Consider the following 16537-nt stretch of genomic DNA (forward strand, 5'->3'; position numbering starts at 1 on the left):
AGCAAGATGGTGCTATATGCTATGCGGAGGGTTGGGCTATTGTTCTACTGCCTCTTGTCTGACTTGCTGTTTCTGATCAGCAAACTTAGCTTTAGCAAATCCCTGGAGGACAAAGCTCTGATGGCTGCAGGAGGCGCCGGTTCCCCTGGCTGGGTAACAGGCTGCTTCCCGCAACCCTCCGGCATGACCAATTCGGTTTCATTCCGCGCTACTGCAGCAATATGTGCCTGCTCCGCTTTTTCCTTCAGCTTATCTGCCTCGATTCGTCTGCCTTTCTCCACTTCCCCGGGAGAGGCTACTGATGCAGACCAAACCGTATATGTACCATCTTTGTGTACAATCAGACTGTGCCCTGTCACTGTGACCCCATGCAGCTCTTCCATCTGGGCCAGACTCTTCAAATCTTCATGGATATAGCTATCAATATAACCGTAAACCTTCTTCTTTATGGAAGGGTCCTTGCTCATTAGATGCAGAATGTTCGGTGCCACCACCACTTCCTGCAGGCTGCCGCTTGTACCTCGCTTGGTAATGTCCTTATCATCTGCCGGGATGGTTTCGATACTGACTGTAAAGTCGTAAATATCCCTAATCTTCTGCGCCTGCTCCTCAGTCATAGCCGTAACTGAAGCCAAGGTTTCAGAGAAGCCAAGGGAGGGCGCTGCTGCGGTATCCCTGATCTTGTTCTGCGGCGGTCTTTTTATTGAGCTTCGCTGAACTCTGGATATTGAAATGTTCATTCAGCATTCCTCCTTCCTGCATAAACAATGCACTATACCCTATTTATCGGCGCATAAGAAAGAGTTATTAAACCGTGCAAGCTCCACGCAAAATCTAAAAGAATCCCCAACAGTCCAGTCGTAACTGTGATTCGCAAAAAAAACCACCCCGGCGGTTAGCCGAAATGGTTCATTCAGAAAAGTATTGGGGAAACTCATTTCCCCAAAGCGCTGCTGGCAGCATCTTCACCGCCAAGACGGCCGGAAGTGAATGAATAGCCGATGCCGACACCGTTACCCACATAGGTATCGTTGAACAGCACGCCTTCCGACTCCAGTCCGACAGCGTACAGACCTTTAACAGGCACACGTTTGTCGTTCAACACCTGGAACTGGGTATTGACGAGCAATCCGCCGACAGAGCCCAAGTTGTTGATCTCGGCAATAATCGCATAGTACGGACCGCTTTCTCCCATAGGAAGCAGATAGTCCTTCGCTTTGCCGAATTCAGTATCCACGCCTGTCTTGGTCGCTTCCTGGTATTTGCTGAAGGCCTCTGCGAATACAGCCGCATCCATCCCAGAATTTTTAGCCAACTCTTCAATGGTGCTGCCTTTATAGCCATCTCCATTCTCTACCATGGAGTCAAAGACTTTGTCCGCATCCTTCCAAGGGTTCTCCAGCGTGAACTGCTTCGCAAATGTTGCGTAGAATTCCGGCGGCATTCCCGGCAGACCAGGTGCTTGTACACCGTTCATCCCTTTAGCCTTCAAAGCGTCGATCTGTGACTTGGAGACAATCACATAATGATAGGCACCGTTAAATGCACTCGTATTAGCGGCTGCCACTGCGGTAAGCGTAGCCGCTTCGTCTCTGAATCTCGCCCCGGACGAGCCTACATTCATGAAGTTCGGCAGGTAGGAGAGCATCAGCGGGTAGCTGGCCTCAAACGGCTCATATTGTGTCTTCAGCTTCTCTGTTGCTCTGGCCAGCGTCTGGTGCAGCATTTGTCCGCCGAAGTTATCAGGAACCTTGGCCCCGGCAGCCCAGGACATTTCCAGGCCTTCGCCGATATTCTGGCCGAGTCCGCCGTTTACACCCTCAAACCCGAAGGCTTTCTTAACCATTTCCTTGTTGGCGGCATAACCGCCGGTGGCCATCACAATGCTTTTGCCGGTAATCTCCAGCGTTGTACCGTCTGCCTTCTCGGCTACTACACCGGTCACTTCTCCATTACTGCCTGTAATCAGCTTCTTGGCCGTAGTTTCTGTGATGACCTGTCCGCCTTTTTTCTCCACCGATTCTGCCAGCATGGCCCGGAGCAGGTCCTGGCGGGTCTCGTAGGCCGGAAGCATATGCAGCTGTTCACCTGCGAAATTGATAAAGGTGGTTTTGTAGCCTTTTTGATTCAGCCAATCATAGGTATCCCCGGACTTCGTCACATACTGGCGGATCGCCGCCGCGTCCACACGCCAATGGTTATTGACGATCCAGTCGGAAATTTCTTTCTCCACACTGATCTTAAGCCCGCTGCTGACGGCAGCCGATGAATTGTAGAATTTACCCGCCCAGGATAAATTGCTCGCTCCGCCGATCGTTGCCGTCTTCTCGATAATAATGACCTTTGCGCCTGTATCCGCTGCGGATACCGCCGCCGACACGCCAGAGGCTCCCGCACCCACAACGACAACATCGGCGGCCAGCTGTTCTGTTTTGCCTTCGCCCGCTTTGGCCACAGTTCTGGATTTGAAGGCTTCCACATTGCCGCCTGCCTGCTTCAGCGCATCTTCAACAGCAGTCAGGATCGCTGTGCTGGATTCGGAAGCTCCACTGACTGCATCGATGGCCAAGGTTTGGCCGGCTATGATTTCTTCCTTCACTTTATTGATAGCTTCAACGCCGATGCCTGCCGTCTCATTCTGGCTTACGACTTGAATGTCCGTAATCTTCTGGGCTGCGTCCAGTGTAACTTCCACCTGAACCTTGCCGTCTTTGCCATCAGCTTCCGCCTTGTACGTTCCCGCTTTGAAAGAAGCCGGGATTTCCCCCGAATCGGCTGTTGGCTGCGTCGCTTCAGGCGATGCAGACGGCTGCTCCGAAGCGGCCGGTTCACTCGAATTGCCGCTGCAGCCTCCGATGATCGACAGGATCATGACCAGGCACAGCGATAACATGAACATTTTGGTGATGGATAACTTGCGCATTGCTTATTTGCCCCCAGTATAGTTTAGTGGCCGTCCTTATTTCTCTCTTCTCGGACCGCCCATGCGTATGTCCAGAGTGTAAACCTTGGTGCAGCACCAAGGTCAATGAATTATATGTGAAACTTTTCTCAAAGTGGGGGCTTGGACGGGCAACCCTCTGCTTTTTGAAGCAGCAGTCAGGTTGTCATCCAATGGGCAGGTTTAGATAGGAATATTAATCTCCAGATAGGTTTTGTTCGTTCCGCTCCTTCGTTCCGTGAACAGAATTTTCCCGATAATATCACCCGTGATGGCATAGCGGTGCTCTTCGGCATAATCCAGCATGAATTGAAAAGCACTCCGCTCGATGTACTCTTCACAAGAGGTAGCAATCACCGAAGATATGCAGGTCGCCGGCTGAAGATATTCAACACTTTCATTCAGGCCCACCTCAAGCTTCTCCTGATCCTCCTCCAGCAAAGCCAAACCCCAGCTGTAATCCAGCTCCGCGCTCCCGTAGATGTTCTCCGTATTTTCAATCCGCAAGGAATAGAACGTAAAGGGCAGCAGCTCCATCCAGGCTTGGACCGTTCTTTTCAGGCAATCCTTCTGCAGCAAATGATTTTTGTTCGTCTGTTGGATTCTGTATATTCCCGGTATCTGCTTGATCCGGCATTTATAGAAAAAATGGCCGATCACCTTCAGCTCCTTATGGATTTCATTGATCTTGTTCAGCAGCATCGTGCTGCGCCTGATTTCCGCCTCCAATTGCAGCTGCGCGGCGGCGATCGACTCCACTACCTGCTCCGAAGGCGCATCATTAATCAGCTCGGCGACATCCTGAAGCGGAATCTGCATACTGCGGTACCACCGGCTGGACAACAGATTCCGGGCATCCAAATCATCGAAATAACGGTAGTTGTTATGATGATCCTTCATTGGTCTGACAATATCATGCTTCTCATACAGCCGCAGCGTATCAGCCGTTATCCCCAGAATGGATGCGAACTCCCCGATTGAATATTTCATGAAATCCCCCCAGTTTTGTCGAAATTTATATTTTATATCCTTAATGATAAGGGGTTTTGACGGGAGCCTTTGTGGGTTATATCACATCGCCATATTTCTCACACGCAGAGCGGAACATCGGACTTTTCCAGTCGCCGCCGCCAATAGCATCGTTTATACTAGAATTTACTAGAGAACGTAATCAGCGGAGGAGATTTCATGCCTATGAATCTAACAGAAAAGGTGGCAGCCCTCCCTTTATCGCCCGGAGTCTATCTGATGAAGGACAGCCTCGGCCATATCATCTATGTCGGCAAAGCCAAGCAGTTGAGGAAAAGGGTACAATCCTACTTCTACAATTCCAAGGGGCATTCGCCCAAGGTAAACCGGCTGGTCAGCAACATCAGGGATCTTGAATATAGGGTGACCGATACGGAATTTGAAGCCTTTATGCTGGAGTGCCAGCTCATTAAGGAAATTAAGCCGATGTACAATAAAAAAATGAAAAATCCGCTCGCCTACACCTATATCACCATTCGCAATGATACCGCCTACCGGCAGCTCGAAGTGGGCTATGATCCAGGACAGGCTGAGAACAGCCTATCCTTTGGTCCCTTTACCAGCAGAAGCACAGTGGAACGGGCGGTGCAAGGCATTAAGGAATGTCAGAAGATCCTCTGCAGCAGTCCGCATGCCCAACGGACGCTCTGTCTCAACCATTCTCTGGGCCTATGCATCGGGATGTGTGGAGGCGGAGAAGCGCTGGAGAAATACAATGGCATTATCGGCCGGATCATCACCCTGCTGAATGGAGAGGACACGGGTATCCTTGAGGATCTGGAGCGGCGAATGGATGAGGCGGCGGAGAGATATGATTTCGAGGCGGCGGCCAAATATCGCGACTATGTCGGAGCTGTCCAGTCCCTGCTGCAGAAGGAGAAGGTTACCCGCTTCACGTCAGAGAACCAGAACATCGTCGTTCTGGAACCGATGAACGAACAACTTCTAAAGCTTATTCTGATTAAAGGCAGCCGCATTCTCTTCCGGGCCAAGCTGGAAACCGGACATCCGGATATGGCGCAGCTGCAGGCCGGCATCCAATCTGCTATTGCCGAGACCTTCACCCAATTGACACCGGAACCGCCGGAAGCGGTCAACCGCCATAAAATTGACGAAGCTCAAATCATCTACAGCTATTTAAAAAGCAATTCCGGCAGCTATATCCTTGTTCCCCAGGAGCTGCTTCATCCAGAGCATCAATCGTCTCTTCGCGGGGCAGTGCGTGAACTGCTGGAGAATTATTTCGGGCTGTAACAAAAACGGCTGAATGTAATCATTGTAGTGCAGGCCGTAGATTCGTACGATTTCAGTAGTTACGTTCTCGCCAAAATGGGAAATCTTAAATTCAATCTATAGGAGGAAAACAATTGAATCTCAAAAGAACTTATACCTTATTAACAGCAGCTCTTCTACTTCTTGTACTGGCAGGATGCAGCAGCGGCAATGCCGAGCCCGTCACCATGGAGCCGGATACTTTCTCCAAGCAGGATATGGCCATCTACAAGGCGGTTAACAGCAAGGAACGCGTCAGCTACGGCATGAGCCGCAAGGATGCGGAGAAGGTGCTGGGGACCGGAAATAATGGGATTCCGAATTCGTATACATATGATCCCGGAGTGAGCGTGATCTACAGGGATGATAAGGTCGTATCCATAGCGCTGTGGAAAGAATCTCAAGGGGTATATAGAACTGCCCGGGGAGCTGAAGCCGGCATGAGCCATGCGGGTATTAAAAAGTTGTATGGAGAGAAATATGCGATAGAGAATGCTGAGAATTATATGGATTATTACTACGATACAGAAACACGTCAACTTGTGAAAAGTTCTGAAAAGGAGTTGAATTCGCTCTCGGGGGAAGCGCTCAGAGGCATACATATGGTTTCAACAGTCTATGATGAGGAAGGAAAGGCCACGATAATCATACTGATGGATCGGCAGGCAGCCACTACTATGAAATAGTTCCTTGAGAAGGAATACGTAGATACAGAAACTAACAATTATTATAATAACTTCCGATTAAATAATGTATTACATTATTTAGGAGGTTGGTATGAGCGATTTTTTCCAGGATTTTAAGTTGTTCGAGAGCAATGCGGAAGAATTTCATATTTTGACACCGGAGTGCATCTATTCAGAGATTGGAAAAGAGAATGAAGCACTTGTCGTTCAAGCACTTGCGAGAGGAGAGGATTTTCCGGCAGAAGTCCGTCATGGAAAAATATTTTCAATCGGGGATATTGAATCCGTATCCTCGAACAAAAAGGGAATGTTTACGAATATTGTAACTAGATCTAGTTTCGGAAAAACAGAGACTGACTTTATCGTAATTACGGATCCCGACATTCGCGAAGATTTCATCAGGTTATTACACATACATATGGGTAGTGAATATAAATTTAACAAAAAGCAGCTAACAAGCGTCACAGCTTCCTTAAAGCCCTTATTTTATGTGCTAATAATTCTGGGGGTAGGGGCTGTTATGACTCAACTTTCAATCAATGCTCAAACTGAACCTATTGAGGAAGGTCGCATTTTGAAAGCTAGGGTTCGTGTTCTTTATTATTTACTGGGCCTGATTAACCCCGTCTGGGTAATGGTTTTTACCGGGATTGCCTTGTTCATTGCACTTGTAATCGTCATTCGCAGAATTGCAAATCCGCCACATATTATCCAAATCAAGCCTGCTAAAAGAAGGGTAGCTTATTTGGCCAGATTTCGATGAACTGTTAAGTTAACTAACTATGCAGGTATGCGGCATGGCATTGCTGCCCTGTATTCAAAAAAGAGTCTGCCCTCCGGTTATGACCGCTCCTACTGGGGCGGTTTTCTTGTGGCCGGATATCAAAAAAGCCATCCCGAAGAACCGCTTTATCATGAGCTATGTCAGGAGAAGCAAGCGAAGCCTCTCTTATCGGTGAACCTTCTTCTACTGGACCCGGCCCACTCAGCGTACTGACCGCTTTGCCAATAGGCCGCTGGCTCCCGGTCAAGCACCTCCGTGCCTGCATTTTGATCCCTTTACCAGCAGAAACACGTTGGAACGGGCGGTGCAAGGCATCAAGGACTGCCAGAAGATCCTCTGCAGCAGTCCGCATGCCAAACGGACGCTCTGTCTCGACCATTCTCTGGACCTATGCATCGGGTTGTCTACTCTTTAAAGATAGACGGCTCCTTAACATACCATTCCGTCAAGCCACAGGTTGAACAGACATAGGGAACAAGTTCACTGGTTTTTTTAGCTGCAAATGCTCTATCCTGCTTTTTGATAGCAGAAAATTGTCCAACCGTATTTGTCGCTGTACATCTTGTTAGCTTGATGCCGCAATTCCGGCACATATAAATCATTTCAATCATCTCCTTGTATAATTTTCAATATCTGATTCATACACCCTTCCGTTTCTACAGGGATGATATTGCTCTGCAGGTCGTGTACATCACAGTGATCTACATACCATCTTGCATCCGTTATCGAGAAATGATAGCGATACTTGAGATTGGTTACAGCATGCAGGGTTACTGTCTTTTTCACCGTACCCTCTCCAATTAAATGCACGTTGTGCAGTTTTTGGACAAGCATCAACGCCAATATTTCACTACAGCTTGCTGTATGAGGGTTTACAAGTATGAATATTTTTTTAAAATCATAAAATTCATTATTGATTTTTTGGTATATTACTTGCTTCTCCTTGTAATTCAAGATCAACATGTTACATCTGGGAAGAAGCTGCCTGGCGATTTTCAGACAAGCGTCTAATTTACCGCCGCTGTTATTTCTGAGATCCAGGATCAAATAACTCATTTTAGCGTACTTATCAAGCAGGCTGCCAATCTCCGCTGACGACTCATCATTAAAACTAGTAAACGCAATGTACAAAATATCATGCAGCTTGATATCATATTTTATCTCATTCATTCTTTTCCGCTTTGCGAATGATTTCACTGGGTAAAAGTAATTAAATTGAGTATATATCGAATCCGTTGTACTATTCACAAATTGCTGAAAATCCAGATGAGAGATCTTCCGTCTGTTCAATAGAGCCTGCTTTTTCTCTTTATAACTATCCTCCATTAACAAATTTAATTCCTTTTCTTCATATACCTCGACAAGCATCTCCACCAGGCGCTTTGGAATATAGCGATGCGATCTGAGTTTGAGCATTTTTTATTCCTCTAATGTGTTGCTATCCTCAAATGTCTTAAGTAGCTTCTGTGTATTGATAATTAATTTCTCTTTATTCGGGTTATTAACGATCCAATAAGAAATCAGTAAAATGAATAGGGACAAGACAAATGCTACACCTGTAATTTGCAGAGACACCTCTATCCCCTTACCATAATAAAATAAAAACAGAAAAGGATTGGCATAAATCAACAAACCTGCTGCAGATGCCAAGACTTGCTTAAGTTTGGAGTAATCCGCAAAATGAATTGTAGAAAATCCTATTATAGAAGCTCCAACTACAATATTCAGAACATTTTGCAGTATCGCCTGACTTGTTATATTGAAGTCTAAATCGAATAGGAAAGGACCGCTAAGAACAGCTATCCATAAGATAATGTTGGAATATATGAATCCAATTACTGTAGTGCATACAAGGTTTACCAACCATATTTTTTTTATCGAGGTGTTAGTCGCCAATATGACTTCAGTGGATACAAGTTCTTCAATTGAGAAAAATACAAAGGTTTGCAGTAGAATTACGCTCAGAGAATAAAATGCAACTACATTTTCTGTTTTTATATTCAATATTAATAATAGAAACAAATAAGCTACTGGTAGGATGAAAAATACAAGCACTCTGACTTTGCTTCTTTGGAATTCGCTATATTTCTTCCACATTAACGCTCTCATATTACAGGCTCCTTCTCACGATTCTTTCTTTCCTTATTTTCCTTCTGAGAACACCGTTCATTACTATAATCAATAGAAAACTGACGAGCACTGCAATAATAAAATCTTGTTTATTAAGGCTTAAGATCACGTAGTAGACAAGGTAATCAAGCAATAACACAGCAAATTTATATTTCTTCCCAAAATGCCATACCAATTTATATAACATTAATTGATATGCAGTAACCCAGGCTAATAAGCACGCAACCTCTATGAGATTCATATTGAAAGATACATCTGCTGCAAATAAAATCATAATGTTAACAACTGAAACTACAATACACTTACAAATTAAATAAATTGTTTTGCCAAGCCATACATCTTCAATATTTATAGGCAATGCCAGCAAGGACTCTATACTTTGGTTTATATCTGAAATGATCATTTCCATTTGAAAGACAAAATAAATAGCCAGCAGCAAATAAACATCATAATTTTGAAAAGCACTTTTATATCTGATTAAAACGTAGTTCCCAAGAATAATGAAAAATATAGAAAGCAAATTTGCTTTAATCCTTAATTTATCTTTTTTAATTTCTCGCCAAACTATAGTTTTATATATGCTCATAGGCCTCCATACAAATTACTCATTAATAATTTTATTGTACAAGTGCTTCAGATCATTATTCACTCTCTTCATTTCCAAAATTTCCACATTATCACTTACAATCCACCGGGATAAATAACTTACCTCATCCTTTAATTGAACAAAGACTCCATCCTCTATCATTTTGCAGGATAGAACAAAAGGCTGGCTCATTAGTTTGTTTATCAGTTGATTATTATCTTCCGACTTTAGAACATATGTGTTGTCTGAATATGCTTTCTCAAGTTCGTTGTATGTATTCACATGAAGAATGTTCCCCTTTTTGAGAAAGGCCACATGCGAGCATACCTCCTGCAATTCATTAAGATCATGTGAATTAAAAATAATGGTACATCCTTTACCTGTAAGCTCTTGGATAAACTCCTTAAGGAGCATTCTGCCTTCTACATCAAGGCCTCTACTAGGTTCGTCTAAAATCAACAATTCCGGTTCATTAATGAGCGCACGGGCAATAGCCAGTCTTTGTTTCATGCCCCTGGAGAAAAATGAAATCTTATCCGATCTTTTATCATACAAGTCAACCTTTTTCAGCAGCCGTCCTATTCTTTCTGATCTTTCCGGATATTTTGCCGAAGGGTAGTAAATACGATCAAAGAACTCCAGATTATCCCAACAACTCAGATCTTTAAACAGGCCTATATTGTCCAGCAGGAAACCTATTTTTTTTCTGACTGAAGTATATTCCTTAGAAGAAACATCAACATTATTAACCAGCACTTTACCCTCGGTTGTGTTGTACAAATTTAAAATCATTCTAATAATCGTTGTTTTTCCTGCGCCATTTGGCCCTACAATAGAGAATACGGACCCCTTATGAATGTGAAGATTAATTTTGCTAATAATCTCTTGTTCGCCTATCCTTTTTGTAACATCTATTAATTTGACTTCCATAGTCCAGCCTCCAAATTGTACTCGCAGCTTTTTTCGATATTTACTTTATTGCATGCATTGCATGCGTATTTAAACTCACATCGAATGCACTTGCCAGATGTATCCTTGGTATAAACCGGCTTATTCCAGTATTCTTCTACTAGTATCTTTAATATGCTTGATATGCCCATTTTATTTACATTTCCAACCACCTCATCTTGTTTGCCTAAACAGCTTATGACATCCCCATTATGACAAATGGTTACTCTGCCGCTTAAGCACCAGTCATTCATTTTCTTTATGAAAAATTTATTCATGCCCGTTTTAATAATGGAGCTCTCTTTAATCACCGGATTTTGTACGGAAGTTCTCACACTCCTCCATGATTGTTTGATGGCCACCGGCAAAAAATCTATATCTATTAATGCAATAGTGACGTTGTCATAGGAATCGTAATTAGTCATGACTTGCCCAAGGTCTGCTGAATCAAACAAATTAATATATAAATGGGTCTCCAGTGGCAGTTCATTAATTTTAATCAGGCCATTGGTACTTATGGTGATATTGATCTGTTTATTCAATCCGTAATTAACAATGTCAACCACCTGAGGAAAAATAGCCGGTTCTCCGCCTGTTAACACTAAATTCGTTACTCCAAAAAAGTTAAGCTCGTCAATGAGTTTATACCAATCCTCAAGCCTCATGCTGTTGGTATTATTTTCTAATTTTATACACATTGGACAAAAAGCGCTACTACAAAAACTGCAGTCAAGATTACACTGATTAGTCAGTTGTAATACTGCAGAGCTGATTACCGGAGTGTCCTTCCAAAACTTCTTTTGATTAAAAACATTAACCGTTCTCAATTTATCTATAAAAATTTTGGTATCTGAGAAAAACCCCCAGCCCATATTGCTTAATTCCTTAACCAGTTTCTCATCGGTGCTAACCAATTCATTTTTTTCACATTTCAACAGTAGCTGGGTACTCTCTTCATCCAGCACTACCATTCTTTCTTGCAATAGATTGTGAATGACTGAGTTCTTCTCCCCTACTTCCAAGTAACATTCAGGGTACAAATTAAAATATTTATAGTTCAATTCGTTCTCCTCCCTTCTCATAAATTGTGTTGAAATAGTCAACAGTTATATCTTCAAAAATATCCGGTCTCTCTTCCAGGATGTTTAAAAAATGGGTCAGTCTTTCCCGGACAGAACGTTCAATGTTAGTACATAAGGATGGGGATTTCACAAAAGCTGTATCCGTTGCACACTGTACAAAGCACATGCTGCAGAACCGGGTAAAATTGCAATCCTCACAATGATCACAAATGTTCTTGTTGTATTCATTGATGATGGAAGTGATTTTCCCATAGTCCAAGCCGTCATCAACATTACCAATCCAATGCTTCTCATTAATTTTTTCGCACATGTGTATTTTCCCGTCTGCAGTCACATATATTTTTTCCCCGGGAACGCAAGTTGATGTAAATGGAAGGCACTCTGTACGTCTTTCATTAATAACTGAATGAAATGCCAGTTCAGAATAATTAATTCCGATTAGAGCATACAAAAATGAGTCCTTTTTAATCTTATTTTCGCTGGCCAAGTTATAGAATTTGTTCTGCAAGCCTGCCATCATATCATCGAAATCATTCAAATCACAGGAGGAAAACTGCTGATAGTATGTAGAATTAACCGCTTCAACCCGAGCAAGCTTAACCATGAACAGATCTTCCTCATCCAGAAACTGCTCATAGTCAAAGAGATTGCTCTTCAAGTCATAACAGGCGCTTATCCCAAATTTCGAATAATCCTTATAATCCTTTTTAAATTCACGGATGTTCGTAATTACTTCGTCAAAACTGCCTTTACCGTTAAGCTTCACTCTATTTCTGTCGTGGTTTTCCTTATTGCCATCTAAACTTACGATGATGGAAAATCCGTTTTCGACTAAAAACTTTTGTACTTCCTTATTAAAGAGCACTCCATTCGTCGTTACATTAAATAGTATTTCTCCATATTGAGTGTAAGTAGACTTTGTATATTCAACAATTTCCCTAATTGTTTTAATATTAATTAATGGTTCCCCGCCGTAAAACCCTATAACAGGTTTCCTGTTTGGATTTCTATACTGAATTGTTTTGAAATTTTCAAAGTAAAAATCTATTGCTTTTTTGCCAACCTCAAAGGTTAGCTGGGTGTTCTCATACCCTTTAGTGTATTGATAGTGGTCTGAGTATATGCAATATTTACATCTCAGATTACAACTGGAGGTGCTTTCTAGTATCAATTGTCTGAAACCATTGGCTTGCCGAAATAAATAGTCTTTCACTTGTCGGGTATCTACAGGGTATGATCTTAGATTCTGCTGAACAGGTATTATTGATTGATATTTATTGAAATGCTCTTCTTTTGTCCATGAGTCACCTATAATCGGATTAATAATGCCTGTTGTGTCGTCATAAAAATACCTGTTCCCTGCTTTACTTTCTAAAAACAAACCTTTCATTAACTACACTCCCCGTGAAACAAGATATGAAATTTAACGTTTGTGAATATTTACACTAAGGGAAGTAAACAAATTACTTCCCTCGTCAGCTACCGTCTATTATGGATATAAAAATTACGTTTAAGTATGTCCTAGCTGTTTGCTATACCGATTGCCCCGGCACTTGTAGTTGAACCGGCAATTTCCAATGTGGCTGCAGCTGTAGCAGCTTGTCCCAGAACAGGAATAATACAAGCCAAGCAAGCCAAACAAGCTATACAAGCGACACAAGCATAACAAGCTGCGCAACCAGCCATACTTTCTTCCGTTCCAATCTCCCGCATCCTTTTCGCCTCCTTTCCCTATTGCGATTAGCTCTTGTTTCAATGAGCAGCTCAATTATACTTCCAATACTTGTTAATAAATCACTTAGTGTCCCAATTGCAATAATTAGTGTCCGAGTGGCATATTATCTAAATTTTTTTAAGTGTTAACGTTTAATGGAATGAATGTAAAATCTTTAATTCTATAATAAATTTTATGTAAAATAATAGAATATTATTGTATACTATTTCTTGCCTTATTTTTGCGTATTCATTTGCAGGGAGGGATAATAAATTGATTAACATTGCAGTATGTGATGATGATATTAATGAAATTGCCCGTTTACAAAAGATGTTTGCAAGACTTGCTGTCTGCTCTTCATTTGACATACAAATACATTACTTCACGTCAGGCAAAGAACTGCTTCGAAAATACAAAGAACATACCCCCTCAACATTTCAGGTTTTATGCCTTGATATAGAAATGCCTGATATTAATGGCATTGAGTTGGCCCAAGAAATACGGAATTCCCCGGATTTTGATGTGCAGATCATCTTCCTGACAAGTTATCCGGCTTATATACTCGACAGCCTGGACACCCAGCCCTTTCAATATTTAATAAAGCCAGTTCTCTATGAGTTTTTTGAATCCAAAATGTTCAAACTGTTAAATTACCTGTATTCGCAATCCAAAAAGTATTTAACTATTAAAATTGAAGGAGAGGACTTTTTTTTTAGATATTCGGAGATTATAGCAATACAGAAAAGTAAGAAGGTAATTGGGCGAGACTATATGGAGATCATTACTACGGCAAAAGATTATTACACCACAAAAGGAATACTGTCGGAGATCCAAACAAAGCTAGAATTTCCGTTTCTGCAAGTTCACCGTTCAGTGCTTATTAACCTGGATCATCTCCGTAAGTTGACAGCATCATCGGTTATCATGATCAATGATTCTGAATTCCCTCTCAGCCGTTCTAAATCCAAGCTCGTCAAGGAAGCATTAGCACGAAATTTGGTTATGGGTCTTAAAGACAATGTATAAAGAACTTTCGATATGGTATATGGGGGCTTCTTTATTTTCCATTTTTATAGCCAAACGTTACTTTTCAACACATTTCCAGACGCTTCGGAATAACACGAGTATCCGATTATTTTGCCTATCTGTAGGAAGCATTCTATATACAATATCAAATTCACTCGTTCTCCCCATTACTTTTCACGCCTGTTTGATGGTTTCCGGGACCCTTCTATTTGCTTTTATTTATAGAGAAGAAACTTCCAGAACTCTATACTATTCATTCAAGTATCTATCTCTAATTGCCATAACATACATCGTATCAAGTTGCCTTTTTTTTCTATTCTTGAAATTTTCACATCTGTATTTATCAGAGGATGAATCCCATTTAATAGTTATCACACTGTCATTGATATTTTTATTTCTCCTCATAACTTTTAGCTCAACAATCAAAAAAAAATCTAAGCAGGGGTTGCCTAGATTACAATACTTCGTCTTTATTCTGATCCTTCTCAATAATACATTTGTCGCAGCTTATCTTTTAATCAACAACAAACACAACACACTCTATCTTCTCGCTACGATAGCAATATCATCCACTAGCTTATTTATCATTTACTATTCTGAGTTAGCTGCCAAAGCAACTAAGCTGTCTAAAATAAACACCCAACTAAATGAACAATTTCTAGCTCAAGACAACAATTTAAAACATATGACGAATACATTTAAGAATATCCAGAGCGTAATTCACGATGTCAACAAGCAATTAATATACATCGAAAAATGCATTGTTGAAAACTCATCACAAGATGCTGTTATACATATCAACCATACTCTTCAAACAGTTCATAATTCATATAACCTTATAAATACTGGGAATTTAATCATTGATGCGCTTGTTGGCTATACCCTAAATACCGCTAAACATAGAAAAATTGATGTTACCCATCAAATTCATGCAGTCCCGAATAACATCAGTATTGAACGGTATGATCTGTGTATTCTCATGGGGAATATTCTAGACAACGCAATAGAAGCTGTGGAGGGAGTTAGACAGAGAACGAAGTGGATTAAGATCAATATTCACTCTAAAAAAAATTTTCTAATTGTACAAGTGATCAATCCCTATGAAATTTCTCATGTTGAATCCAAATCCTGTAGGCACGATTGCAAAACACACGGTTACGGTTTGGATAACATTAGAAGTGTTGCCGATAAATACGGAGGAAGCATGAGCATATTAAAAAATGAATCAACCTTCGATATCATTGCTGTTTTGCCTTTTTCAAAAAGAATATAAAAGAGAAAAGAGTTCTTAATAAAAACTCTCTTCTCTCTTGGCCTTTACTTTCTAGAACGGCGGGCAAGAAACTACCCTGGCGTCCTGAACCCTTAAATGGTCTTACGTCTTACGCCTTCGCACCGTTCAACATTTCACTTACGCCTTCGCTAAGCGTCGTGAGCGGACGCTGCAGCAGCTTCCCGAAATCGTCGCTCTCGATGTCCAAAGCACCTTCGCGGATCGCGGCTTGAATCGCGACCACAATCGGGAGCGCTGCTTCCGGCACGCCCGCTCCAGCCATAACGCTGGAGTAGGTGGCATCATCCACCTGCTGCACAGCAACGTCCTTGCCCAGCACGCTGCCGACTGTTGCAGCCAGCTCTGCCTGGGTTGCCGGCTTGCCGGACAATTCGTACACGGCGTTCTCTGTACCTTCGCCAGCCAGAACAACGGCTGCTGCCTCTGCATAGTCGCGGCGGGTAGCCCAGCCAACCTTGCCTTCGCCGGCCGAAGTCAGCCAAGGGGCTCCGGCTTGAACGGCCTGAATGGAGCCGATCTCATTCTCCAGATACCAGTTGTTGCGCAGGAAGGCATAAGGAATGCCTGACTCAATAATGAATTGTTCCGTTGCACGGTGCACCGGAGCGAGGAACAGGGTACTGTTGTCGGCATGGCCAACGCTGGTGTACACGATGTAACCTACGCCTGCCCGCACAGCGGCATCAACTGCTGCCTTGTGCTGGCGGATCCGGGTATCATTGTCGCCGTCTGCTGATACGATCAGCAGACGGTCCACACCGGCAAACGCCGCATCCAGCGTCTCCGGCTGGTCGAAATCACCATGACGGACGTCGACTCCACGAGCGCGCAGGCTCTCAGCCTTCTCCGGGTTTCTTACACTGGCTACAAGCTTCTCAGCCGGTACGGATTTCAGCAAGGATTCTGCTACGATAGAACCAAATTGTCCTGTTGCTCCTGTTAATGCGATTGTCATGTTAAACCCTCCATTGGATATATTTATTTGAATGCCGTATTGTATTTCATGCTGTATTGAGGTTTTGTTGATCCTGTAACTATTGTAGTT

The 16537-nt window shown here is 42.6% G+C and carries 17 protein-coding genes; 6 read left to right on the forward strand and 11 right to left on the reverse strand.

From position 1 onward, the window contains the following. Positions 1–44: 44 nt before the first annotated feature. The 3 genes from NSS79_RS32910 to NSS79_RS32920 form a co-directional block, all read right to left on the reverse strand. The gene (locus tag NSS79_RS32910) at positions 45–740 is read right to left on the reverse strand and encodes a DUF6033 family protein (protein WP_342437640.1); all 696 of its coding nucleotides are present in this window, start codon (positions 738–740) and stop codon (positions 45–47) included. A gap of 194 nt (positions 741–934) precedes the next feature. Continuing rightward, positions 935–2923: an FAD-binding protein gene (locus NSS79_RS32915; RefSeq protein ID WP_342437641.1), complete on the reverse strand. Its 1989-nt coding sequence runs from the start codon at positions 2921–2923 to the stop codon at positions 935–937. A gap of 201 nt (positions 2924–3124) precedes the next feature. Continuing rightward, entirely contained in the window at positions 3125–3931 is an 807-nt protein-coding gene (locus NSS79_RS32920; protein ID WP_342437642.1) for a MerR family transcriptional regulator, read from the reverse strand. 204 nt (positions 3932–4135) lie between these two features. On the opposite strand from NSS79_RS32920, the gene NSS79_RS32925 reads away from it, so the two are divergent. The 4 genes from NSS79_RS32925 (at position 4136) to NSS79_RS32940 (ending at position 7127) form a co-directional block, all read left to right on the forward strand. Further along, positions 4136–5224, forward strand: coding sequence for a GIY-YIG nuclease family protein (locus tag NSS79_RS32925; protein ID WP_342437643.1), 1089 nt, complete (start codon positions 4136–4138; stop codon positions 5222–5224). A 113-nt stretch (positions 5225–5337) separates the two neighbouring features. Next, positions 5338–5928 carry a hypothetical protein gene (locus NSS79_RS32930; RefSeq protein WP_342437644.1) on the forward strand — a complete coding sequence of 197 codons (591 nt, stop codon included), beginning with the start codon at positions 5338–5340 and terminating at the stop codon, positions 5926–5928. Positions 5929–6019: 91 nt separating this feature from the next. Next, on the forward strand, positions 6020–6691 hold the full coding sequence (locus NSS79_RS32935) for a hypothetical protein (protein ID WP_342437645.1): 672 nt from the start codon (positions 6020–6022) through the stop codon (positions 6689–6691). 313 nt (positions 6692–7004) lie between these two features. Beyond that, positions 7005–7127: a hypothetical protein gene (locus tag NSS79_RS32940; RefSeq protein ID WP_269322456.1), complete on the forward strand. Its 123-nt coding sequence runs from the start codon at positions 7005–7007 to the stop codon at positions 7125–7127. 188 nt (positions 7128–7315) lie between these two features. Here NSS79_RS32940 and NSS79_RS32945 read toward each other — a convergent pair whose 3' ends face one another. The 7 genes from NSS79_RS32945 to NSS79_RS32975 form a co-directional block, all read right to left on the reverse strand. Beyond that, the gene (locus NSS79_RS32945) at positions 7316–8128 is read right to left on the reverse strand and encodes a S41 family peptidase (RefSeq protein ID WP_342437646.1); all 813 of its coding nucleotides are present in this window, start codon (positions 8126–8128) and stop codon (positions 7316–7318) included. Between the two features lie 3 nt (positions 8129–8131). Next, positions 8132–8821, reverse strand: a complete 690-nt coding sequence (locus NSS79_RS32950; protein ID WP_342437647.1) for a hypothetical protein — start codon at positions 8819–8821, stop codon at positions 8132–8134. Position 8822: 1 nt separating this feature from the next. After that, complete coding sequence (locus tag NSS79_RS32955; protein WP_342437648.1) at positions 8823–9428, reverse strand: hypothetical protein; 606 nt, start codon at positions 9426–9428, stop codon at positions 8823–8825. Between the two features lie 15 nt (positions 9429–9443). Then, positions 9444–10358 (reverse strand): ABC transporter ATP-binding protein, encoded by a 915-nt coding sequence (locus NSS79_RS32960; protein WP_342437649.1) that lies wholly within the window; start codon positions 10356–10358, stop codon positions 9444–9446. Next, positions 10343–11437, reverse strand: coding sequence for a radical SAM protein (locus tag NSS79_RS32965; protein WP_342437650.1), 1095 nt, complete (start codon positions 11435–11437; stop codon positions 10343–10345). Before NSS79_RS32965 ends, NSS79_RS32960 begins: the two co-directional genes overlap by 16 nt. After that, a complete protein-coding gene (locus NSS79_RS32970) occupies positions 11427–12848 on the reverse strand; it encodes a radical SAM protein (RefSeq protein WP_342437651.1) in 1422 nt (473 codons plus the stop codon). Before NSS79_RS32970 ends, NSS79_RS32965 begins: the two co-directional genes overlap by 11 nt. A 131-nt stretch (positions 12849–12979) precedes the next feature. Continuing rightward, positions 12980–13171, reverse strand: a complete 192-nt coding sequence (locus NSS79_RS32975) for a hypothetical protein (RefSeq protein WP_342437652.1) — start codon at positions 13169–13171, stop codon at positions 12980–12982. Positions 13172–13445: 274 nt separating this feature from the next. Between NSS79_RS32975 and NSS79_RS32980 the strand changes: the two genes are divergently transcribed. Both NSS79_RS32980 and NSS79_RS32985 read left to right on the forward strand, forming a co-directional pair. Further along, positions 13446–14198 carry a LytTR family DNA-binding domain-containing protein gene (locus NSS79_RS32980; RefSeq protein WP_342437653.1) on the forward strand — a complete coding sequence of 251 codons (753 nt, stop codon included), beginning with the start codon at positions 13446–13448 and terminating at the stop codon, positions 14196–14198. 445 nt (positions 14199–14643) lie between these two features. Next, positions 14644–15471, forward strand: a complete 828-nt coding sequence (locus tag NSS79_RS32985) for a GHKL domain-containing protein (protein WP_342437654.1) — start codon at positions 14644–14646, stop codon at positions 15469–15471. 109 nt (positions 15472–15580) lie between these two features. Here NSS79_RS32985 and NSS79_RS32990 read toward each other — a convergent pair whose 3' ends face one another. Continuing rightward, positions 15581–16447 (reverse strand): SDR family oxidoreductase, encoded by an 867-nt coding sequence (locus NSS79_RS32990; protein ID WP_342437655.1) that lies wholly within the window; start codon positions 16445–16447, stop codon positions 15581–15583. Between the last annotated feature and the right edge of the window lie 90 nt (positions 16448–16537).

It is taken from the genome of Paenibacillus sp. FSL L8-0436 (genome assembly GCF_038593025.1).
GTDB lineage: Bacteria > Bacillota > Bacilli > Paenibacillales > Paenibacillaceae > Paenibacillus_AQ.